This is a genomic window from Pedobacter sp. GQ55 (assembly GCF_059758925.1).
Genome location: NZ_JCAXEI010000002.1, coordinates 754,574 through 777,610, shown reverse-complemented (window position 1 = coordinate 777,610; position 23,037 = coordinate 754,574). Strand labels below are relative to the sequence as shown.

Annotated in this window: 16 protein-coding genes and 1 tRNA gene; 8 read left to right on the top strand and 9 right to left on the bottom strand. The window is 39.2% G+C overall.

All coding sequences use genetic code 11. The features are described 5' to 3' along the window. Positions 1–6 precede the first annotated feature (6 nt). The 5 genes from AC6CH7_RS08125 (at position 7) to AC6CH7_RS08105 (ending at position 8,815) form a co-directional block, all read left to right on the top strand. Positions 7–1,431, top strand: a complete 1,425-nt coding sequence (locus AC6CH7_RS08125) for an SGNH/GDSL hydrolase family protein (RefSeq protein ID WP_498262198.1) — start codon at positions 7–9, stop codon at positions 1,429–1,431. 56 nt (positions 1,432–1,487) lie between these two features. After that, positions 1,488–4,334, top strand: coding sequence for a hypothetical protein (locus AC6CH7_RS08120; protein WP_498262197.1), 2,847 nt, complete (start codon positions 1,488–1,490; stop codon positions 4,332–4,334). 15 nt (positions 4,335–4,349) lie between these two features. Further along, the gene (locus AC6CH7_RS08115; protein ID WP_498262196.1) at positions 4,350–6,644 is read left to right on the top strand and encodes an FAD-dependent oxidoreductase; all 2,295 of its coding nucleotides are present in this window, start codon (positions 4,350–4,352) and stop codon (positions 6,642–6,644) included. A 3-nt stretch (positions 6,645–6,647) separates the two neighbouring features. After that, positions 6,648–8,330 carry a sodium:solute symporter family protein gene (locus AC6CH7_RS08110; protein ID WP_498262195.1) on the top strand — a complete coding sequence of 561 codons (1,683 nt, stop codon included), beginning with the start codon at positions 6,648–6,650 and terminating at the stop codon, positions 8,328–8,330. A 71-nt stretch (positions 8,331–8,401) separates the two neighbouring features. Next, positions 8,402–8,815, top strand: coding sequence for an EVE domain-containing protein (locus AC6CH7_RS08105; RefSeq protein WP_498262194.1), 414 nt, complete (start codon positions 8,402–8,404; stop codon positions 8,813–8,815). Here AC6CH7_RS08105 and AC6CH7_RS08100 read toward each other — a convergent pair. Both AC6CH7_RS08100 and AC6CH7_RS08095 read right to left on the bottom strand, forming a co-directional pair. After that, a complete protein-coding gene (locus AC6CH7_RS08100) occupies positions 8,812–10,011 on the bottom strand; it encodes a cation:proton antiporter (protein ID WP_498262193.1) in 1,200 nt (399 codons plus the stop codon). The two genes, AC6CH7_RS08105 and AC6CH7_RS08100, sit on opposite strands and share 4 nt — an antisense overlap. 41 nt (positions 10,012–10,052) lie before the next feature. Then, positions 10,053–10,574, bottom strand: a complete 522-nt coding sequence (locus AC6CH7_RS08095; RefSeq protein WP_498262192.1) for an acyl-CoA thioesterase — start codon at positions 10,572–10,574, stop codon at positions 10,053–10,055. A gap of 103 nt (positions 10,575–10,677) precedes the next feature. Here AC6CH7_RS08095 and AC6CH7_RS08090 point away from each other — a divergent pair, with 103 nt between their 5' ends. Further along, entirely contained in the window at positions 10,678–12,168 is a 1,491-nt protein-coding gene (locus AC6CH7_RS08090) for an alpha-amylase (RefSeq protein ID WP_498262191.1), read from the top strand. Here AC6CH7_RS08090 and AC6CH7_RS08085 read toward each other — a convergent pair. Both AC6CH7_RS08085 and AC6CH7_RS08080 read right to left on the bottom strand, forming a co-directional pair. After that, positions 12,165–13,433 carry a type IX secretion system plug protein gene (locus AC6CH7_RS08085; RefSeq protein WP_498262190.1) on the bottom strand — a complete coding sequence of 423 codons (1,269 nt, stop codon included), beginning with the start codon at positions 13,431–13,433 and terminating at the stop codon, positions 12,165–12,167. The genes AC6CH7_RS08090 and AC6CH7_RS08085 overlap by 4 nt on opposite strands. Next, positions 13,430–15,358: an ABC-F family ATP-binding cassette domain-containing protein gene (locus tag AC6CH7_RS08080; protein WP_498262189.1), complete on the bottom strand. Its 1,929-nt coding sequence runs from the start codon at positions 15,356–15,358 to the stop codon at positions 13,430–13,432. Before AC6CH7_RS08080 ends, AC6CH7_RS08085 begins: the two co-directional genes overlap by 4 nt. Before the next feature lie 39 nt (positions 15,359–15,397). Between AC6CH7_RS08080 and AC6CH7_RS08075 the strand changes: the two genes are divergently transcribed. Further along, the gene (locus AC6CH7_RS08075; RefSeq protein WP_498262188.1) at positions 15,398–16,435 is read left to right on the top strand and encodes a quinone-dependent dihydroorotate dehydrogenase; all 1,038 of its coding nucleotides are present in this window, start codon (positions 15,398–15,400) and stop codon (positions 16,433–16,435) included. 248 nt (positions 16,436–16,683) lie between these two features. Here AC6CH7_RS08075 and AC6CH7_RS08070 read toward each other — a convergent pair whose 3' ends face one another. From AC6CH7_RS08070 to AC6CH7_RS08060, 3 genes are all read right to left on the bottom strand, one after another. Beyond that, positions 16,684–16,860 (bottom strand): hypothetical protein, encoded by a 177-nt coding sequence (locus tag AC6CH7_RS08070; protein WP_048907043.1) that lies wholly within the window; start codon positions 16,858–16,860, stop codon positions 16,684–16,686. Between the two features lie 31 nt (positions 16,861–16,891). Continuing rightward, positions 16,892–16,962, bottom strand: a tRNA-Cys gene (locus AC6CH7_RS08065). A 49-nt stretch (positions 16,963–17,011) separates the two neighbouring features. Then, the gene (locus tag AC6CH7_RS08060; RefSeq protein WP_498262187.1) at positions 17,012–17,761 is read right to left on the bottom strand and encodes a TrmH family RNA methyltransferase; all 750 of its coding nucleotides are present in this window, start codon (positions 17,759–17,761) and stop codon (positions 17,012–17,014) included. On the opposite strand from AC6CH7_RS08060, the gene tamL reads away from it, so the two are divergent. Then, a complete protein-coding gene (gene tamL, locus AC6CH7_RS08055; RefSeq protein ID WP_498262186.1) occupies positions 17,752–20,145 on the top strand; it encodes a translocation and assembly module lipoprotein TamL in 2,394 nt (797 codons plus the stop codon). The two genes, AC6CH7_RS08060 and tamL, sit on opposite strands and share 10 nt — an antisense overlap. 9 nt (positions 20,146–20,154) lie before the next feature. Here the strand turns inward: tamL and AC6CH7_RS08050 are convergent, their stop codons facing one another. Beyond that, a complete protein-coding gene (locus AC6CH7_RS08050; protein ID WP_498262185.1) occupies positions 20,155–20,685 on the bottom strand; it encodes a hypothetical protein in 531 nt (176 codons plus the stop codon). Further along, a complete protein-coding gene (locus tag AC6CH7_RS08045; protein ID WP_498262184.1) occupies positions 20,682–23,012 on the bottom strand; it encodes a patatin-like phospholipase family protein in 2,331 nt (776 codons plus the stop codon). Before AC6CH7_RS08045 ends, AC6CH7_RS08050 begins: the two co-directional genes overlap by 4 nt. Positions 23,013–23,037 lie beyond the last annotated feature (25 nt).

Below are 23,037 nucleotides of genomic sequence, written 5' to 3'. Positions count from 1 at the left end.
AAAAAAATGCATCAGAAAACCAGGCTATGTATTAGGCTAACATCATTGCTGGGAACAGCTTTATTGATGTCTGCTACCGTATTTTCTCAAACCAGGCTCGATAATGATAAAATTGCGGCCTCTCAGGCAGGCGCTTCATCTATTTCTTTTAATATTTCCGATTTTAATATCCCTTTAATTGAACCGGGTAATTTTAATAGCGAGCTGGAATGTAATGTGAGGGCAGGCCTTTCTGGCTTCTTTGAAAAAGTAAATCAGGGTAAAAAGGTAGTGGTCGCTTTTATCGGAGGCAGCATCACTCAGGCAAATTTTGGCTACCGACTTCAAACAGCCCGGTACCTGGAGCAGACTTATCCTCGGGCTCGCTTTCAATGGATCAACGCAGGTGTATCCGGTACTGGAACGGAGCTGGGTGCATTTAGGCTCGGGGAGCAGGTACTCAATCACCAACCCGATCTTATTTTTATAGAATTTGCCGTTAACGGTGCTTATGCCGCGGCAATGGAGGGGATGATCCGTCAAACCATCAAGAAGAATCCCAATACAGCTATTTGTTTGCTGTATACCATTTTAAACGGACAAACTGCCTTTTATCAAAAAAACGAGCTGCCACCAAATATTAAAGGGCTTGAGCAGATTGCCGCATACTACCACCTGCCTGCTGTGAATTTAGGCATAGAAGCAGCAAATCTGGAAGCAGAAGGGAAGCTGATCTGGAAAGGGAACCGGGCTGACAAGGAGCAAATTTTGTTTTCTGAAGATGGAATCCATCCAACAACAGCAGGAGGAAACCTCTATGCGGCAGCCATTGCCCGTGCCTTCAAAAAAATAGAGGTAGTAAAGCACTTAAAAAAGAAGGGATTGCCAAAGCCTTTAATTACCGATGCATGGGACAAGGCAACGATGGTAGATCCATCAGTTTTTCAGGTTCTGGAGAACGGCTGGCAGCCGATGGCAACAGGTACCAATACAAACCTTAAAAAATTCAGTCCTTGGTTTTCTAATGTACTTACAGCAAGCAAGCCCGGAGCCACGTTTAGTTTTCGTTTTAAGGGAGATATGCTGGGGGTGTTTGATATTGGCGGACCGGAGGTCGGGCAATTGGAGTGGATTATAGACGGAAAACCAATAAAACTAAACAGACAAAAAGAAGAAAACTTTACTTATTACCTGGCAGGCGATACAACTACTACGGATGTATTGAACCGGTTCAATAGCTATTGTAATGACCGTTACCGGGGTCAGTTTGATGTAATTCAAATACCTCGGGGCAGCCATTTGGTCAAGATAATCTTGTCCGGCCGGAAGGCTGATAAACTCATGATACTCCCGGAGGATAAGAGAGCGGACATAGTTAAGCATCCTGAAAAATACAATCAGACAGTGATCTACTTAGGGCGGATCTTATTAAGAGGGACATTAATGAAATGAATCACCCCCCCCTATGGGAGTTAGACCATTTGAAATCAAGAGATAAACAGTGTTTTATGAAAATAGTAAGAAGTAAGATAACTAAGTATATTAAATTCATTTGCTTTTCAATTGCTTGTTGTTTGTGTCTGCAGGTGAATGGGCAAAGGGTAATGGACAGTGAGGGATTTAAAATGATCTCAAAAGGTAAAACTTACCTGTTTAAGCCTGATTTTGTAGTGATCTGCAACCAAAAGGATCCTGAGCTGGCATTAAAACCATCTGGATTAAAAAAAGCTGCCTACAATATTCCCACCTGGAAAACATCTGATAGTAGCCTTGCTGATTATCATCAGCAGTCTGTTAGTGCCAGTGTCGCCGGAGATGGATTTGACGACAAAATATTGAGAAGTGCGAAGCAAGACAGAACCGCCAATGTTTACAATTCAGGAACAACACATTTTCTTACTGCAATTAAAACGGTAAGTGTCGGAGATTCCATCTGCTTTATCTTTCCTGAAAATGCCATGTTTAGGCTAAAAGCATGGATAATTAAAGGCAGTCTGCCTTATCCCAGAATGGAATTTTTGTTTACACCTAGAAAGGACGGCTTTTATAGTGTGGGATACATCGGGGCACCATCTTTTGAAAGTGATCATGTTGATGAACTATGGCAACCACTGATCTGGACAGAAAAGCGGATTCCCCAGGAACCCTACCTTACGCCATCGTTTATGGCAACAATACCCACTACACTGGTGAATGACGGATACAATTCAATAGGCGTACTGGCAGGTTCCAGGTATTTACCTTTTCAACCTTTACCACTGCTAAACAACAGCCAGTTTGGTATTGCCCTGCTAAATAATAAATCACAATTACAACCCCAGGTTTTTGCGCCAATGCCAGGAGGTAAGAATTCTCAGATGACGGCAGGTCATTCCTTTGAATTTTCAATGGACCTTGTTGTTGAACCATTGAGCGTCACTAAAACATATGAGCAAATTGCAACCACGGTATTTGGATTTAAGGATTACCGGACTAATGCTACTGTTTCTATGAATACAACCCTGGATAACTTGATTGATTATTCGAGGACCCGCTACGCCTGGTTTATTGATAGCTTAAAAGGTTTTGCTTACGCTACGGATGTGCCAGGGGCAGTGAAAAATGTTTCAAGCTTGAATCCGCTTGAATTGTCTATTGTAAGGGATGATAAGGAAATGTTTGATAAAAGGGCATATCCTTTAATGGAGTTTATGCTATCGCGCGAGAAATTCCTATTTGCGATTGACAGCAATCAGAAGATTCAATCCCCCTCCAGAAAGTTGAGAGGCCCTATTGCTCCACTATCAGAATTACAGGTTTTGTCTGATGTTTTTGGTAAGAACAACTCTTTTTATGCCTCAATGGCCAAAAAAGAGTTCGGGACTGCTCGGATCAGAAATCTTGATGAAGAAGAAAAAGGCCGAAACTGGGTAAATGCAATGTTTATGTTTAAGCTCACATCTGATTCATCCTATTTACATTTAAGTAAGACGCTGGCAGATACATATCTGAAAGAAAGAGTAAATACACGGTTGAAGCAGTTTGGCGATCCCCTGTTTAGTTCCAATTTCTTCTGGCCAACATTTACCAATAACTGGTCAGCTCTTTTAGAGTTATACGAACTTACAGGCGAGCATAGGTATCTGGAAGCAGCACAGGATGGGGCCAGGCATTATACATTGTTTACCTGGATGACTCCTGAAATACCGAATAATCTGGTTACTGTAAATAAAGGTGGAAAAACACCCATGTACTGGTACCTCAAATCAAAAGGACATCGTCAGATGTATTATCCCGAAGAAAAGGTTCCTGCATGGCGACTTTCTGAAATGGGACTTACACCCGAATCATCAGGGACATCAACAGGTCACAGAGGTATTTTTATGTCTACTTATGCACCTTGGTTGTTAAGGATAGGCTATCATACAAAAGATCCTTTTTTGATGAATGTGGCCAAAGCTTCTATTGTGGGCCGTTCAGAAAGTTTTCCGGGCTATCATATCAATACCGAAAGAACTACAGCTTATGAAAAGGCTGATTTTCCGCTTCATGAGCATAAAGACCAGAGTGTAAACTCCTTTCATTACAATCATATACTGCCAATGGCTTCTATGTTTCTCGATTATCTGGTTTCAGATGCTTATGTAAAAAGCAAGGGTAGAGTTGATTTTCCAAGTGACTATATAGAAGGTTATGCTTATCTGCAGAATAAGTTTTACGGGGCTAAAAAAGGGAAATTCTTTCAGTTTAAAGAGGTGCAGCTGTGGATGCCATCCCGGTTATTAAGTATAGATAATATAGCTTTAAACTATATAAGTGCAAAAAAAGGGGATACCCTTCTGCTGGCTTTTATGAACCAATCGCAGGAGCAGGTAAGCACACAGGTTGCTGTAGATGCTTCCCGGGTTAATTTCTCAGGCAACAGCGGGATCCAGAGCTTATATACTTCTGATCAGCTTTCGCTTTCAAATGGCGGGTCTTTCCGTATCACTGTTCCTGCTGGCGGCATTGCAGTTATGGCTATCACTGGTGTAAAAATCAGCAGCAGCTTTCAGGATCAAATCCTGAATGTGAAAAAAGATGAAAGAAGTGATTATATACATATCCTGGAAGGAGATACAAAAGCATTATTGTTTAAGCTTGGTGCGTACGCACAAAAGCTATTTGTATTTCTTCAGGAAGATGATACAAAATGGAAGAAGGCCAGAATAATATATAAGATCAAAGGGAAAGCGGAAAAGGTAATTGATAAAAATGAATACCCATTTGAATTTACCGTGCCGGTTGATAAAGATAAATCGGTTCGTTTTTATCTGGAATTAACAGATAAAAAGGGAAAATTGATCAGATCCAAAGCAGCAGAATTAGGCAGATAACTAAAAAACAAAATAATGATACGTAAAGAGGTAGAAGAAAGTCGAAGTTTAAAAATAGAAAAGTGCAACACAGATTTTGTCGTAATTGGTGGTGGTATGTCTGGTGTATGCGCTGCAATAACGGCTGCCAGACAGGGTTTAAGAGTAGTACTGGTACAGGACAGGCCTGTTTTGGGGGGCAATGCATCCAGTGAAGTCAGATTGTGGATATTGGGTGCTACTTCACACATGGGCAATAATAACCGCTGGAGCAGGGAAGGGGGTGTAATAGACGAGCTGCTTGTAGAAAACACATATAGAAATCCTGAAGGGAATCCTGTTATATTAGACATGATCATTCTGGATAAAGTGAAACAGGAGGCTAATATTACTTTGTTATTAAACACCGCTGTTTATGAAGTAAACAAAAGTAAATCAGATCAGATCGAAAGCGTCAAAGCTTTCTGCAGTCAGAACGCTACAGAATACATAATTAACGCACCATTATTTTGCGACGCATCTGGAGATGGCATTGTAGCCTTCCTTTCAGGTGCAGCATTTAGAATGGGCGCCGAGTCATCTGAAGAATTTAATGAACCCATGGCTCCAGATGCCGGCTATGGGGAATTGCTGGGGCATTCTCTTTATTTTTATACAAAAGATGTAGGAAAACCAGTGCGCTTTACCGCTCCAGCATTTGCAATGGATGTTCAAAAAGAAATACCAAGATATAAAAGTTTTAATGCAAGGGAACATGGCTGTAAACTGTGGTGGGTGGAGCATGGTGGCAGAATGGATACTGTGCACGATACAGAACAAATCAAATGGGAATTATGGAAAGTTATTTACGGAGTGTGGGATTACATCAAAAACTCTGGTAATTTCCCTGAGGCAGAGAATTTCACTTTGGAATGGGTAGGAATGATACCTGGCAAACGCGAAAGCCGCAGGTTTGAAGGGGATTATATCCTTTCCCAATCTGATTTAATTGAACAAAAAGTGCACAACGATGGGGTTGCCTACGGCGGATGGTCTATTGATCTTCACCCTGCCGATGGGGTATTTAGCGATCGCTCGCCTTGTAATCAATGGCACAGCAAAGGCATTTTCCAGATACCCTACCGATGCCTCTACAGCAGGAATATAAAGAATCTGTTCCTTGCAGGGCGCATTATTAGCGTTAGCCATGTGGCCTTCGGTGGTACTCGGGTAATGGCCACTTGTGCTTATGCTGCACAGGCCGTAGCCGTAGCTGCATCGTTATGTTTGAAATATATAAAGCTACCTGCCGAATTGTACCAAGAAAATTATGTGTCGCTTTTGCAGAAAGAATTGCTGAAAACCGGGCAATATATTCCGGATGTAGCTTTTGAGGATAAAGAAGATCTGGTACAACATGCGCATATACAGGCCAGTTCAAATCTCGAGTTTAAAGGTTTTAATAGAGAAAACTACATATTTAAAGTACTTTCAGTTGCCGCTGCACAAATGTTACCTGTTCAACCTGCCGTGTTTCCCTCCTTTACTGCTTTGCTTAAGGCTGATGCAGCAACCACATTAAATGTAGAGTTAAGGATCAGCAGCAAACCCGGTGGTTTTACACCCGATACCATACTTGCTGTAAAGCAATTGGAACTGCGGCCTGGAGAACAAGAGGTAAATATTGATTTTGAGGTTATTCCTGATAAGCAGCAATATGTTTTTGTTTGTTTTTTAATCAACGATAAAGTGCAGTTGGCTTATTCCAATGAAAGAATAACCGGTATGCTTTCCGTATTCAATGGAGTAAATAAAGCCGTTTCCAATAACGGGAAACAGGTTGCCCCTGAAGGATCTGGAGTCGAGAGTTTTGAGTTCTGGTGTCCGCAAAGAAGACCTGAAGGTCAGAACATCGCTTTGTTGTTCTCACAAACCATTCATAGCTTTACAGAAGATCATATTAGAAACGGGGCAGATCGTCCTACAATACAACCCAATGCCTGGGTAGCTAATCTGGCTGACCCGGCGCCTGCAGTTGAAGTGTCATGGAACGAAGAAAAATCTATTAGTAAAATTGATCTTGTGTTTGACACCGATACAGATCATCCGATGGAGTCGGTACTGATGACGCATCCTGAAACCGTAATGCCCTTTTGCGTAAGGAATTATCACATCGAGGATGAACATGGGAGGGTGGTTTATCGTAAGGAAGATAATTATCACACACGGAATGAAGTCATATTCGATTCTCCTTTAGAAACAAAAAAGCTAAAGGTTATATTGGAACATCCATCAGCCAATGTGCCGGCGTCGTTGTTCGCTTTAAGATGTTATTCATTAAATCAAATTTAAGCCATGATAGATACCATAGTTGTAGTAGTCTTTTCTGTTTTCATTATGTTGGTTGGAATCAGCTTTTCTAAAACAGGAAGAAATCTGAAATCCTTTTTTGCAGGTGGTGAGTCGGTTCCGTGGTTCATTGGAGGTCTGTCGTTATTTATGAGTTTTTTCTCTGCAGGTACTTTTGTTGTCTGGGGGGCTATAGCCTATCAACATGGATGGGTGGCCATTACCATTCAATGGACGATGTGCATTGGGGCAATAATAACGGGGCTTTATCTGGCACCCCTTTGGAAGGCTACGGGTAACCTAACAGCAGCCGAGTTTATAAAGGCAAGGTTGGGTAGTAGCGTTCAGAAAAGCTACATCTATATATTTACAATAGTATCCTTATTCATAAAGGGCTCGGTTTTATATTCTGTAGCTATACTGGTTTCGGCCTCATTGGGTTATCCTCTAGTACCTGTTACGATTGTTCTGGGGATTTTAATGATCTCTTATACGGCTGTTGGCGGTTTATGGGCGGTAATGGTTACAGATATTTTGCAGTTTGTAGTGCTTACTGCAGCGATAATTATTATTCTACCTTTGGTATTTAAGGAGGTGGGTGGTCTGCAGGCTTTTATAGATAAAGTTCCTGACGATTTTTTTAGCCTGGTTCATGGAGAGTATACCTGGGGGTTCATCTTTGCCTTCGCTATCTATCATATTTTTTATATCGGAGGTAACTGGACATTTGTACAGCGCTATACCAGTGTAGATACCCCTAAAAGCGCCTCAAAAGTAGCGTATCTTTTTGCCGGTCTATACATTTTAAGTCCAGTCCTTTGGATGTTGCCGCCTATGGCATATAGAATTATTAATCCATCACTTTCAGGACTGGATGCAGAGAACGCTTACATTATGGTATGTAAGCAGGTTCTCCCCGCGGGCCTTTTGGGCTTGATGCTGACAGGAATGTACTTTTCCACTTCGGCATCTGCCAACACGGCGCTCAATGTGGTATCTGCGGTTTTTACCAACGACATTTACAAAGAATCTATAAATCCTGGTGCCGATGATAAGAAACTAATGTTTGTGGCCCGTGCTTCCTCCTGGTTTTTTGGCTTGTTGATGATCCTGATTGCACTGGGAGTCCCCTATATAGGTGGTATTGTTCAATTTACTTTGAGTGTAGCAGCCATAACAGGTGGTCCCTTATTGCTGCCACCAATCTGGTCACTGTTTTCAAAGCGCTTATCCGGAAAAGCAACCATTTATATCACATTGATATCTCTTTCTGTGAATCTGGTGTTTAAAATTATTATGCCTTTAATTGACGGGGATAAGTTATCCAGAGCCAATGAAATGTTACTAGGGGTTTTACTGCCATTTTTAATGTTATTGCTTTATGAGATCCTTATAAGAAGAAGGATCGGTTTAAGCGCTGATTATGAACACTACCTGGTGTATAAAGCCGACAAAAAACGGGCAGCCGCAACTATCGATGATGAAGAGAAGGAGATGATCCAAAAGCAAAATGTGTTTGGTCTGAAAATGATCAGTTTTTCCTTACTATTTATGTCTGTTTTACTGTTATTGCTGGCTTTCATTACGTCGAAAGGAAGCGGATTGGTTATTGCGATCGCCATTGTCATTATGCTTGGCGCAGCAATTCCATGGCGGGCTTCCAGGCGTAAAGCGATGGATCGCATATAAAAATAAGGAATAAAAAGTATATTTTTGTCAGCGGTTTTGTCAACGAATGTATCAAAAAAACTTTTTAAACTATGAAGAACACACAATATTGGTTAGTGAAGTCAGAACCTTTTAAATACAGCTGGGAAAAATTTAACAAAGACGGCAGAACCTTTTGGGATGGTGTGCGCAATTATCAGGCGCGTAATAACCTGAAAGAGATGAAAGAAGGAGAGCTGGTTTTATTCTACCATAGTAATGAAGGTAAAAATGTAGTTGGGATCGCAAAAGTGGTAAAAGAGTTTTATCAGGATCCAACTACCAGTGATCCTAACTGGGTTGTAGTAGATCTGGCTCCGGTTGAAGCACTTAAAAATCCTGTTAGTCTGGAACAGATTAAAGCCGAAGAAAGCCTTAAAGACGTTTCATTGGTTAGACAGGGCCGGTTATCTGTAATGCCACTTAAAGCCGAAGAATTTGATAAAATATTAGAGATGGGAAGCTAGTGCATCCCTGAATAAGGTTCTGCTCTTACATACTTTTTTGTTAAGAGCAGGCCTATACTCATTATCAGACTCGACCCTAATACCACAACAAATAAGAAAGAAGTCCCCACTTCTGGTATTTTAAGCGCATGAGGTAAATTAAAATACAATAGGATACTAATCAGCCCTCTAGGCGCAATAAAAGCCTCAGCTCCACTATTTTCTCTTCTAAAGATTTTAAGGTAGGCAAACCTGATCACAAAGATAGAGGCAAGCATAATCAACCCATTTACAAGAACAATTTGATCATTAAGCTGATAAATGTTCATTGTAAATCCGAATATTACAAAGAAAAACGTTCTTAAAATAAATGCACTTTCAGCAGATAACTGACGTAGTTGTGTTAAATCGTTAGATAGATTCTTGTAAATAAAAATACTTCTAAACCAGGCGTACTTGATGGTGTCTGCATTGTTTAAAAACAAACCGAAAGAGAGTATTAAGACAAGAGCCGATAAGTGGTATGACTGCCCAATGGCATACACCATTATCAGTATAGAGATGATCAGGAAAAACTTTATGTGATGCGATATCTTTCCCATTACATAAAGCAAAACGATACAGGAAATAGCAGATAGGATAACTATCAGTATCGTATTTAGTCCTAAGCCCGTAAATGAAGAAGTAGAGATATGAGGATTAGATATTGCGAAATTAAAGAGTATGATCCCCAGAATATCAGAAAAAGAAGATTCATAAATGATAAACTCTTTCCCTTTTTTAGATAGTGCTGCGGCAGATGGAATAGCTATTGCAGAGCTAACCACACTAAAAGGAATTGCATTACTAAAGCACGTATAAAGATCGCGACCGGTAATCTCGTATATAATAAAAGTGATCACAGAAACCGAGGCTATCAGTATTACAAGTGCCGATAGAAAAGCACCCTTAATGATTTTATTTTTATCCCGATCGTATTTCAGTTCAAGTGATCCTTCAAAAACGATCATAATCAAACCCACGGTACCAAGTGCAGGTAAGATCTTTAGAAAATCGAAGGTTTCTATCTTAAGGTTATCTACAAGTACACGCAAGCCTATTCCTAAAAGCAATAGCAGCAATACAGAAGGTAGTTTAGTTTTACTGGCAACAAGGTCAAATAAATAAGAGAAGATGACCAGGCCGCTTAAAATAATCAGTGTAGTGTAGGTCGTCATTTTTCCTATTTATTTAATAACAGCATTCCCGCTGTTATTGTTTACTCCTTAAAAAAAAGGGCTTTCAACTCAATAGCGTCATTTGGCAACATCTTTCCACTCAATATTAAACGCAATTGTCTTCTTCTTAAAGCCCCGGCAAATAATTCGATTTCTTCCTCAGTCTCAGGTTTTAATTCCGGAACAGGAATAGTTCTTCCACTTTGGTCAACAGCTACAAAAGTATAGTAAGCCTCATTTGATTTTACCCTGCTTCCCGAAGGAATATTTTCTGCCCAAACATCCAGTCTAACCTCAACAGAAGTATTAAATGAACGCGTAACCTTAGCTTCAATCGTAATTACATCACCAAGTTTTATAGGTTGTTTAAATGATACATTATCTACAGAAGCTGTAACCACAATTCTATTGCAGTGTTTTTGAGCAGATATTGCTGCCGCAATATCCATCCAGTGCAATAATCTACCACCCATTAAGTTATTAAGGGTGTTAGTATCGTTGGGCAGTACCAACTCATTCATTATGGTGAAGGATTCCTTCGGATTTTTTACTTTTGTAGTCATCTCAGGCAAAAGTAAACAAAATTCAACATAATCACTTTTACCAGATAAAAGGAGTTAACTAAGCTTTGGGTTTCTTGATGATTTTGTATCTTAGTTGTACGGCATGAAAAATCAAACGCTGATACAATATTTTCACTGGTATTATCAAGAAGACGTTAAGCTATGGGTTAGGGTTGCCGAAGAGGTGCCAACATTTGTTGAGCTCGGAATTACAGGCCTTTGGTTACCCCCGGCTTATAAAGCAACCTCAGGAGATACTTCTGTAGGTTACGATTCCTATGATCTGTTCGACCTTGGTGAGTTTGATCAGAAAGATTGTGTAGCTACCAGATACGGAACTAAGGACGAATACCTAAATGCAATTAACGCACTAAAAGCAAGCAGTATAGCAACCATTGCCGATGTGGTACTTAATCATAAAGCAGGTGGAGATGAGCTGGAAAAGATAAAAGTGCGGAAAGTAAACGACCAGAATCGTAAAGAATTTATTTCGCCTGTTATAGAAATTGAAGCATGGACTAAATTTACATTTCCAGGCCGACAAGGCAAGTATTCAAGTTTTATCTGGGATTACCGTTGTTTCAGCGGGCTCGATTTTGCTGCTAACTTGCAAGAAGGAGGGATTTTTTCAATTCAGAACGAATTTGGAGAGGGCTGGGAAGATGTTCCTTCTAAGGAACACGGCAATTACGATTACCTGATGTTTAACGATATAGAATCAAGAAACCCCGCCGTGAGGCAAGAACTCAAGGAATGGGGCGAGTGGTACTATAACACCTGCGGAATGGATGGTTTTAGAATGGACGCCGTTAAACACATCTCCCATAAATTTTTAAATGAGTGGATCGATCATATGAAGAATACCTTTAAAAGGGATTTCTTCATAGTAGGCGAGAACTGGGTGGTTGATAATGTAGAAGACCTTAAATCTTATATTGAGCTTACTGAAGGCAGGATGAAGCTCTTTGATTCCGTATTGCACCAAAACTTGTATGTTGCCAGTCAGCAGCAGGAGGCGTACGACCTTAGTAATATTTTTGAAGGAACACTTACGCTGATAAACCCATACTTGTCAATCACGTTTGTTGATAACCACGATTCACAGCCTTTGCAGGCATTGGAATCATTTGTGGCGCCTTGGTTCCGCCCTTTGGCATATGCGCTTATTCTTTTACGTGAGCAGGGGATGCCCTGCTTATTCTATCCCGATCTTTATGGCAGTGCATATAAAGATAAAGACCACAATGGGAACGAAGTAGAAATAGAGCTTTCCGCGGTGTTCGAATTACCAAAGCTGTGTACGGTTCGTAAAGATCTTTCTTATGGTGTTCAGCGCGATTATCTGGATCATCCAAATTGCATAGGGTGGACAAGAGAAGGCGAAGATGAAAACCCTGGTTCTGGTATTGCTGTGCTTATGAGTAACAGTGGTGCAGGAATTAAAAACATGGAAATGGGGGTTAAACACGCCAATAAAATCTTTAAAGATGCACTCGGTAATGTAACTGAGGAAGTGATAGTAAATGAAGAGGGATGGGCAGCATTTCTATGTGCCGAGAAAAGTGTTTCAGTTTGGGTATTAAAAACCGATTAACGTTTTACGTTGCCGACATTGGCGTATCCAATTAATTCTTCCCAACGCATGCCCGGTTTTTTATAATAGGCAAATACCTGGTAAGTATTTAAAGTTTCAAAGAATGAACCTTCAAAAATTGCCTGGTCAATTTTTCCAGTATCCTTATTTAACCAAACATATTTATAATCATAAAGCCCTTGTTTAACCAATATATTTCCATAAAAACGCTTACGCGAAGAATCAAAGTTAAGCTTACTGGCCTCGTTTAAAACGTAATTGTTAAACCTGCCAACAACATAAACATCGCCATTGGGAGTAGGAGGTACCGCATTTAAGGTAAACATCACACTTGCGTAATCACCTTCTGTTGGGTCATCGCTACCTTCTTTATTTCTGATGAAGAAGCTTCCATTCTCATCAACCAAATTGCTGTATTTCGCTTTGCTGGTATTGATGTCCTGAAAAAGTACCACGCTGGTGGTTGTGTCCTTTATAATTTCCTGCACATTATCGCCTTTATACCGTAAGCTGCGGATATCAAACTTTCTAAACTCATTGCCTGCCGGGAAATCGTTGCTGTTTACCTCGTTGTAAACCAATGAGCCAGGCTTAATAAAGTTCGGTTTTGTATTTATAATTGCCGTCTGCGGATTTCCATTCTGCATCACTATCGCTTTCAGATCCGTATAGGGGTTCTGAATAGGCATTTGATGTAAAATAGTAAAATTGACCTTCTGGTTGCTAAAACGTAGCGACACCTGTGAACTGGCTACTACATCTACACCAATATTTACCACATTATCTACCACATAAAATTGCTGAGAAATAACCGGTTTTTGCTGGTTACCTTCTTCATACACCTTTAAAATATAGTTGCCCGAAATTTTAGGTCTGATCTGAGTATTCGGTAAAGTCAGTTGGTAATGGGTGTACTTTTGGATGGTGCCAAATGAGTATTTATAATCAGTTATCCTATCCTCGCTTAAGCTTTCCAGATAATCTATGGTCGATAAGCGTGATGATTTCCAATCTGAAGTGCAATGTTCAACCGTATACCAGTAATTTTTGCTTCCTGCATTAAGATCGTCAAACGAAAACACCAATCGTTCATTTGATTTTAGAGCAATTACCGGTAGAGATTGTTCTTTTTGCGAGTTGTAACATTGTACCGTCTTTATTGTAGGTTGGTACACCTTGTTTTCATATACAAATTGCTGATTTTGTGCAACAGCAATTTGTATACTTAACAACAGCAAAAAAAATAATCCTGCGGGTTTTATCATTTACTTTCTAGTTCCATTATTTCAGAAGCGAGGTCTTCCCAGGTATTTTGGGCAGTATCAAGCTTATGCTTGGCGGCTAAATATTTTTTATTTGTTTCAGCAAGTTTGCCTGCGTTCGAATAAATTGCTTCATCAGCAATCTCAGCTTCTATAGATTTAACATCTGATTCAAAAGTTGCAATCTCAACTTCAATCTTTTTCAATTGATCGTTTAGCTTTTTAAGCTGTTGCAAACTGTTTGGAGTAGCCGGTTGTTTTTCTTCTAACGCTTTTTTAACTTCTTTTACCTCTTTATCAGGCCTTACAGGAACACTGGAAGGTTTTGCAGGAGGTCTTTTGCTATTCCACTCTTCGTATTCAGCATAGGTACCTGGATATTCTTTAATGTCCTTGTCTTCTATGAACCAAATTTTATTGGCAACATTGTCTAAGAAATACCTATCGTGAGATACTGCGATAAAAGTACCTTCATACTGCTGTAATGCCTGAATCAGGATGTTTACAGATTGTATGTCAAGGTGGTTGGTTGGCTCATCCAGGATCAGGAAGTTCGAGTCAGTTGTTAGCGATTTAGCTAATGCAACCCTCGATTTTTCACCTCCGGACAATACACGGATCTTTTTAAACACATCATCACCAGTGAAAAGGAAACACCCTAATATACCACGCAATTCTGTGTCGGTATGTTTAGGTGCAAAAGCCTGTAACTCTTCAAGAATGGTATTTCCAAGGTGTAACGACTCCAGTTGATGCTGCGCAAAAAATGTAGTAGTAACGTTATGACCAGTCTCACATCTACCTGTAAAACCTTCAGCACCCGCAATAATTCTTAATAAGGTCGATTTACCTTTACCGTTCGCACCAATCAAGGCAATTTTATCACCTTTCTCAATGATACCTTCAGCATTTTCAAGAATATCGACATTAGGGTAGCTCTTTGTAGCACCTTCAATTGTAACTACGTGACGGCCTGATGGCTTAGAGAACTTAAACTGGAAGTTTACAGTAGGATTATCATCATCCACATCTTCCACACGCTCCATTTTATCCAAAGCTTTCATCCTCGACTGGGCCATTTTAGCTTTAGAAGCTTTCGCTCTAAAACGCTCAATTAAGCGTTCTTCCTGCTTAATTTTGGCTTGCTGATTTTTGAATTCTCCTTTTTGAATCTCACCACGCAATGCTTTTTCTTCAAGGTAGAAACTGTAATTACCGGCATAAGAAGTTAGTTTTCCTTTGCGCGATTCAACAGTTTTGTTTACTACCTTGTCTAAAAAGTACCTATCGTGAGAAACGATTACAATAGCACCCTCAAAAGTTAAAAGATAAGTTTCTAACCATTTAATAGACGGTAAATCCATGTGGTTGGTAGGCTCATCCAGCAACAAAATATCAGGTGTTTGCAATAGAATTTTGGCAAGCATAACACGCATGCGCCAGCCTCCTGAAAAGGTATTAAGTGGTCTTAACTGATCCTGAGTACTAAAACCCAGACCTGCTAAAATCTCATTAGCTCTATATTCTATATTATACCCATCTAAGGCTTCAAATTCCTGTTGCTTATCGCTCAGTTTATTCAAAACTTCCTCAGAATAATCTGTTTCTATTTTTTTAAGCAGTACCTCAATTTCATCATGCAATTGGTTTTGGCGTTCAAAAGCCTCCATTGCAACGTGTAATATACTATGGTGAGAGTCGTAAGAAAGTAAATCCTGGTTTAAGTAACCTATTTTTAAGTCTTTAGACATAGAAATAGTACCCGAAGAAGGAGCATACTCACCTACTATTATTTTTAAAAGTGTAGATTTTCCTGTTCCATTGGCACCAATTAGCCCAACCCGGTCGCCCGGTTTAATGTGCCAGTTTGCCTCATCATATAAGGCTCTGGAGCCTATCAGGAATGTTAAGTCGTTTATCGAAATCATGTGGCTGCAAAAATACAAACAAATTCCTATCTTCGTCCCATGTACCGTTTAATTAAGCCTATATTTTTTCAATTTGACCCCGAAAAAGTGCATTATTTCGTCGTTAAGCGACTGAAATGGTTTCATGAACACTTCCCACTTGGCGAAACTATCCTTAGAGGAAGCTTTGATGTGAATATTAAAGGCCTTGAACGCGAAGTTTTTGGCATCAAATTTAAGAATCCTGTAGGCTTAGCTGCCGGCTTCGATAAAAACGGTGAGTACATTGAGGCGCTAAGCGACCTTGGTTTTGGCTTTATTGAAGTAGGTACTGTAACGCCTTTACCACAACCCGGTAATGATAAGCCTAGAATGTTCCGCCTGGAAGAGGATAGTGCAATCATTAACCGCATGGGTTTTAACAACAAAGGTGTGGATACCCTTGCTGAAAGGCTGAGGTTGTTAAAAAGTAAGGATAGCGATATTGTTGTTGGCGGTAACATCGGTAAAAATAAAAATACACCTAATGAGGATGCGATAAGCGATTATATAAAATGCTTTGACCGCTTATTTGACGTAGTCGATTATTTTGTAGTGAATGTAAGTTCTCCAAATACTCCAGGATTAAGGGCGTTACAGGAAAAAGAACCATTGATGGAGCTGTTAAATACGTTACAGCAGCGCAATAATAAGAATAACATCAGCAGACCAATTCTGCTTAAAATAGCACCCGATCTAACCAATGAACAATTGGACGATATTGTTGAGATTGTAATGACAACTGGCATTGCAGGCGTAATTGCTACCAACACAACTATAGATAGAAGCAGTCTGCAAAGTCCGGAGCCACTTAAGAGCGAAATGGGCGGTTTAAGTGGTAAGCCACTAGCGCGTCGTTCTGTTGAGGTGGTTAGGTATTTATCTGCCAGGTCAAACAAAGCGTTTCCAATAATTGGAGTAGGAGGGATTCATTCTCCTGAAGATGCACAAGATATGCTTGATGCTGGGGCTTCATTAGTACAATTATATACCGGTTTCATCTATGAAGGTCCAGGGTTAATCAAAAGAATCTGCAAAGAGCTGGTAAAAAAAGATTAAATCATTTCTTGAAATAACAGGAAGTCTGGTGTCAATTGATTCCAGGATTGAATGTTTGCGCGTTGCTTGATCCTTAAGGCTAAAGTAAGTCCACGTATTTATCAGAAAAACATGGACTGACCATGGACTTTGAAGGTTTCGTACTTAAACTTTGTCTTATCCGTATATCGCTATACACTTGAGCAAAATAGGCATAAAAAAAGCATCTCTGCCAAACAGAGATGCTCTAATTTCTTTTAGAAAGAAACTTATGCTTTAGCAGTAAGTTTTAATAAGACCGCGTTGTTTTTAGCTAACTGATCTGTTGTAGATTGACGTGAACGGCTACCCAATTCGATGTTAGTAGCAAGTTTTAAGTTTTTCACATCTAACTTTGCGAAAGTTTTATTTCTTCTGTCTTTTCTTTTTAATCTGGTAACTGCCATGTTAATCTTTTTTTATTTATTATAAATCTTGAGGTCGAGAGCGGATTCGAACCGCTGTAGGAGGTTTTGCAGACCTCTGCCTAGCCACTCGGCCACTCGACCCTACTGAAATTCAGGCTGCAAAAATAGTAAATAATACTTATTATGCAATTTATTTCTGCAAATTTCTATTAATATCTGCACAAAGAATTGCTGCCGATATTGCAACGTTCAATGACTCAGCCTCTCCAACCCGTGGTATTGTTACCGGATTGGTAATTAAATTTATGATTTCGGGCGTTATCCCTTGTCCTTCATTGCCCAAAATCACGATGCCCTCATTTCCCCATTTTGTTTCATAGATACTCGTTCCGTTCAGAACCGCACCAAAAACTGGTACTTTAATATCTTTTAAAAATCCAGAAAGCTCTTCGTAATAAACGTTTACCCTACTCAAAGATCCCATTGTGGCCTGTACTGTTTTTGGGTTATAAATTTCAACTGTGTTGTTAGAACATATAATCTGTTTAAATCCAAACCAATCGGCTGTGCGAATAATTGTACCCAAATTACCCGGATCCTGAACTCCATCAAGCACCAGAGTAAATGACCCTTTTAGACTACTAATGTCCAAACTACGACTTTTAGGAATGTGTACAAGCGCCAGTATACCTTGCGGAGTTTGTAAAGTACTAATCTTATCCAGTTCGGCGTTGTTTATTTCAAATAACTTTATATTTGCAGGCAAATTGGGCAGTAAGGACTGATATTGAGCCAGATAATAAATGCTATGTATTTGGTATGAAGATTGAATAAACTCTACAATAGATTTTATACCTTCAATAATAAATATCCCATTTTCTTTACGGTACTTTTTTTGATGTAACGATTTTATAAACCCTATCTGAGATTTTGAAAGCATACGATAATAATAAAAGGAATGTCCATTTTGATGCAATATTACTATTTATTCTTGTTTTTGTTACGGGATGTTCCTCAACAAAATATATTGCGGACGACCAATCTATTGTTAAAAATGTAAAAATAGACAGCATAGATAAAGCTTTTGAGGAAGAAGCACTCAATTATATTCAAAAAGATATCAGGCCCACATCAACAATTGGTATCAATGTTATTATTTATAACATGTTCAATACCAAAGATGGTCGTTATAAAACTTCCAATATAAAGCCGCTTGGTACGCCTCCTCCAATTCTTGATAGTACATTAGTAGAGATTTCCCGCGGCCAGATTGAAAGATTTCTGATGAGCAAAGGGTATTTTATGGCAAAAGTAAAATCGGAAATAAAGGTTAAGAGAAAAAGGGCCGACGTTTTTTTTAAGGCACAGCCCGGACCTGTATTTCGTGTCAATAAAATAAAGTATGAAATCGCTGATGAACTTGTTAATAAATTCTACATGGAAAGTAGGGCTGCTGAGACTTTTCTGAAAGAGGGAATGAGGTATGATGATGATTCTTTAGCCCATGAACGTGATCGGATCTATACGGTGATGAAGGAGAAAGGCTATTTCGATTTCGCAAGGCCTTACGTAAAATACGAGGTCGATTCGAACTTAAGTTCCAGCAAAGCTAATGTTACTTTAATTATTGATAACCCTCAGGATAAACCCAGGCATGAGCAATTCTATATTGGTGAGGCCAACGTAATTATTGCCCCAAATGCAGATGGTTTTCCTGATACACTTACCATGAACGATAAGGTTTTTAGGGGTTTAAGATATACCGATCTCTCTAAAAAGTTTAGAAGAAATCCTATAGTACGGTATAACTTTCTTCATCAGGGTGAGATTTATAATATCTACAATGAGAACCTTACCTACGATAGAATGTATGAACTTAACGTTTTTAAAAATGTTAAGATAGATTATAACAGACCAAAAGATAGTATCAATAAAGTGTTCCCGGTTATCCAGTTAATTCCTCAAAAAATAATGAGTAACCGGGTAGAGGGGGAGGTGCCTTTTAATGCCGGAACTGTTGGTTTTACTTTATCAAATACCTACACTAACAACAACATGTTCCGCGGGGCCGAACGATTTGAATTTCAGGTTAAAGGAGGACTGCAATCCAGAATTGGGCAGGGGAATTCGATATTCCGGGATATTTATCAGCGCGATTTTTCAATTAGTGCTAATCTGACCGTTCCCAGATTAATGTTGCCGTTTATTACTGCCAGACCGGGCAGAAGAGGTGGTATGCCACATACTATATTCTCTACCAGTTATGTATATGCACAGCAAAAAAGTTTTTTTGAACGCCATGTATTTCTTAGTTCGCTAACTTATGAGTTTGTGGAATCGAAATCTAAATACCATTCTGTGACCCCTTTAAACTTTGAATATAGATTTGGAGGACTTCTTTTTGATGCTGAAGATCCAAATAATAAAGGAGAGTTACTTAAGAATTTTTATAATCTTTTATTGTTAGACAGAAGGGACATCACCCTGGGTATTAAATATACGTATTCCTTAAATGCAGATAAACTGCTAACAAACGAAAGCTTTATTTATTTTAGAGGGAGCATGGATTTAGCCGGTAATATGTTACAACTGGCAACAAGTATTACTGGTAATAAAGCTAATCTGAAAGATAGTGTATATGCTACAATATTTGGATTGCCGTTTAACCAATATATGCGGCCAGAGATAGATTTGCGCTGGTATAAAAACCTTGGGGGAGAAAAACAGTTTGTTGCCCGTTTAAACAGCGGAATTGGCTATGCTTATGGTAACTCTAATTCGGTTCCGTTCGAGAAATTGTTCTTCGCAGGAGGTTCAAGTGGCATTAGGGCTTGGCAGGCCAGAACCCTGGGCCCTGGAAATTATGATAGGGGAAAGGCGCTTGATACTGATACCTTAAGAAGAGCATTATATGGCCTAGATCAGCTTGGAGAGCTTCATATTGAGGCGAATTTAGAATACAGATATAAACTTTTGAATAAGTTCTTTGGAGCCAAATTGAAAGGTGCCGTATTTTTAGATGCCGGTAATGTATGGAATGTGACCAGAACCGGTACTCCATCTACCTATTTTGATTTCAAAAAACTGGGCAGCCAAATTGCCCTGGGCACAGGTATGGGGTTCAGGTACGATGTGCAGTACTTTGTATTTAGGTTTGATATAGGTTTAAAACTTAAGGACCCGCAGTTTGAAGGTTCCGATCAATGGATGTTCAAACGGTTCTTTACCGGGAACAAGAAGTTTAAAGACGATTATTACCTTACTCATAGTCCGGAAAGGTATCGCTTTGTGCAATACAATTTTGGTATAGGAATGCCTTTTTAAGTGCTGTGCTTAAAACATTCGCTTTAAGCCGTCAAATATAGTCTCGAAGAAAGTAGATAGGTTTAAGCCGTTGCTGTGATTAAAATAGATGAATATTAAAAGGATAATCACAGCAGCAATAATAAACTTCCTAAATGCGAAAGCCAAAAAGATGATCAGTGCGGGAAATAATACCAGCCACATACTGTTGATCACATAAGGAGTTAAGGTGCCTTCCTTTTTATGAACATATAAAAGTTTGCTGTGAGTGCCTGTGTCGTTCTGATGTTTTATATACACAAAGGTCGAGCGTTCCAATTGTAATGGCAGCACACCAACACCTCCATTAAATTTAATGGGCTGAGTAAATCCGCTTACACTAAAAGTATAAGTGCCATTAATCTTTTCTATGGGTATATCTAAAGAATCAGCTGCTATAATGGCAAGCTTGCTGTTTTTGAGCAGGCTCTCTTTAACTATAAAATTATTGATGTCTGCTTTTTGGGCAAAGCCGGAAACACACATTACCAACAGCAATATCAACAAATATATTCTTCTCATTCTATAGATCGTTTATTGTAAATCAGATACCCCAAATGTAGTAAAACCCCGTTTCTTTTTATCGGGTCATCATATAAATTGTAACTAAAACTTATAGGCCCAACTGGGGTATGGTACACGAGCCCTGCAGTGGCAGCATATTGCCATTTGGTAAGTGGTTTCATGCGGTCTATTCCCTGAAAGCCTATCTTCTCAAACTTCTGATAAGGCAAAAACACATAGCCTTCAACTCTTAAGTCAAGATTTCTTTTAATACTGTATACATTTTTAATTCCTCCCGCAAAGTAACTGGTAGCCCTAAAGTTTTCTAAAAATACAGATCTGCTGTCTTGCAATGGATAAAATGCAGGTGAAGCAAGTATGGTAGAGTAGTAGTTAGAAAATAAAGGCTGGTTTGAAATCACCGCTTCGAGTAGATAGCCTAAAGAATATTTGCGTTTTGCGAAGAAGTAGTTTTCATCGCTAACCTTTAAATTGAACCATTGCCGGTATTTTCTGTCTACTTCGGTTTTACTTGCCACAAGCTCTGCAGATTCTGTTAAACCGTCGGTAATGTTGCCGGGTGTGTAGCTTTCTCTTCCTGCAAAATAATTTAGACTTAACAGGAAGTTACGGCCTTTATTGGCGTATTGCTTACGATTAAAGGTATACTGTTCAAAAGCAAAGGTAGATCTGGAAGCATTGAATACGGTTTTGTCTAATTTATTGCCTATCTCAAAAGTATTATTCGGACTATATCCATCGTAATTGTTAATAAAGGCAGTATTCAATGTTATCTTGGTATTCCGGTTTAGCGGAAAGCCAATCTTTAAATCTATTTTTCTATCTGTCTGTTCAATATATATAGGATGAGGGTTTTCGATAAAAATGGAACTGGTTTTATAATAATCAAAGTGATTATAGGTCATTTCCATAGCAAGGAATAATGGTAAACGAGAAGGATAATCGACCCTTCCATTTACTTGTATAGATTCATAAAACCGCCCCGAATACAAATTAGTGCCAAATGTATACGATTTCTGGTTTAGGTAGTTGTACTGCATTCCAAGAAATACATTACTGATTGGTCGGCTTGATATGTTCCCTCCAAAGTCAATTTTAAAGCTTTTTTGTGGTTTGGCTACAATTTCAAAGTTATAGCTGTCGGAAACCGGATTGTAGGTTATCTTTGGGTAAATGGTTTCAAAGGTTTCATCTGCTACGAGCTTGTAATAGCCTTGCTTAATATCATCAAGATCAAAGGTGTTCTGATCTCTTTTGAAAAGACGCTCGATGTATTTTTTTTGCTGAGCATTTACTCCGGATACGGTTACACCACTAAAAAGCAGGTTGGGTTTTTTAGTGTTGAACTGAGTTCTTTTAATCATCAGATCTCCGGTGGTTACCCGTCTGCTTATCTTTTTCTTGATCTGGTCCATGTCGGCTATTGTTGCATCATAGCCTTGTTTTATCAGTTGCTCTACCGGGTTGAAATTGGTTGAAGAATACCCCCTTAGGTTTGGCTGGATATAAATGCCATTTGGGCCAATAAGGGTAGAGTCTGATTTAGAAAGAAACATAAAAACCATCAGGCGGTTCATTAACCGCTCATCATTGTTTTTAGGGTATTCATTGAAGTTCTTGGAGGATACATTAGAACCAATAATTACATCAGGATTAAAAGTATCCTTCATTACATCGGCCGGAAAATTATTATATAGACCGCCATCAAAAACATACTTGTCGTCTAGTTTTATAGGTCGGTAAATCAAAGGAACGGTCATGGTTGCTCTAACGGCATCAGCTAAACTGCCTTTTTTTACGGTTATGCTGTTTTGCGACAAGACATCTGATACCATGCAGCGGTAAGGGACAAACAGATTGTCGAAGTTATCTTTTGAAATGGCTGATGCCTGAGCAAAAAGCTCTAATAGGGCGAAGTTTAAGGGGATGTCATTTACCAGATTAGATCTGAAATTGAACCTTAAATTAGAGTCGACAGAGAGCTTTGCTGTAATTATTGAGGGGTTAATGTTTTTCTTCTGAAAGAAGAAACTATAATCACTCTTGTATCTTCCGCTTACCCAATCCTGAAAATTGCTACTTAAGGCTATTTTCTCTATTTGCGTTGGCGAATAACCGGCTGCATACATTGCACCAACAATACCACCCATAGAAGTTCCGGTAATGTAGTCAATAGGGATATTGTTTTCTTCCAGTGCTTTTAATATGCCTATGTGGGCAAGCCCCTTGGCTCCTCCGCCACTCAATACCAAGCCTACCTTTTGCGCATTTACATTTAATGCGGTTATAAATAGAAAAAGGAAGAGTAATCTTTTTATAAGCATGGCTCATAAAAATAGGAGTTTTATT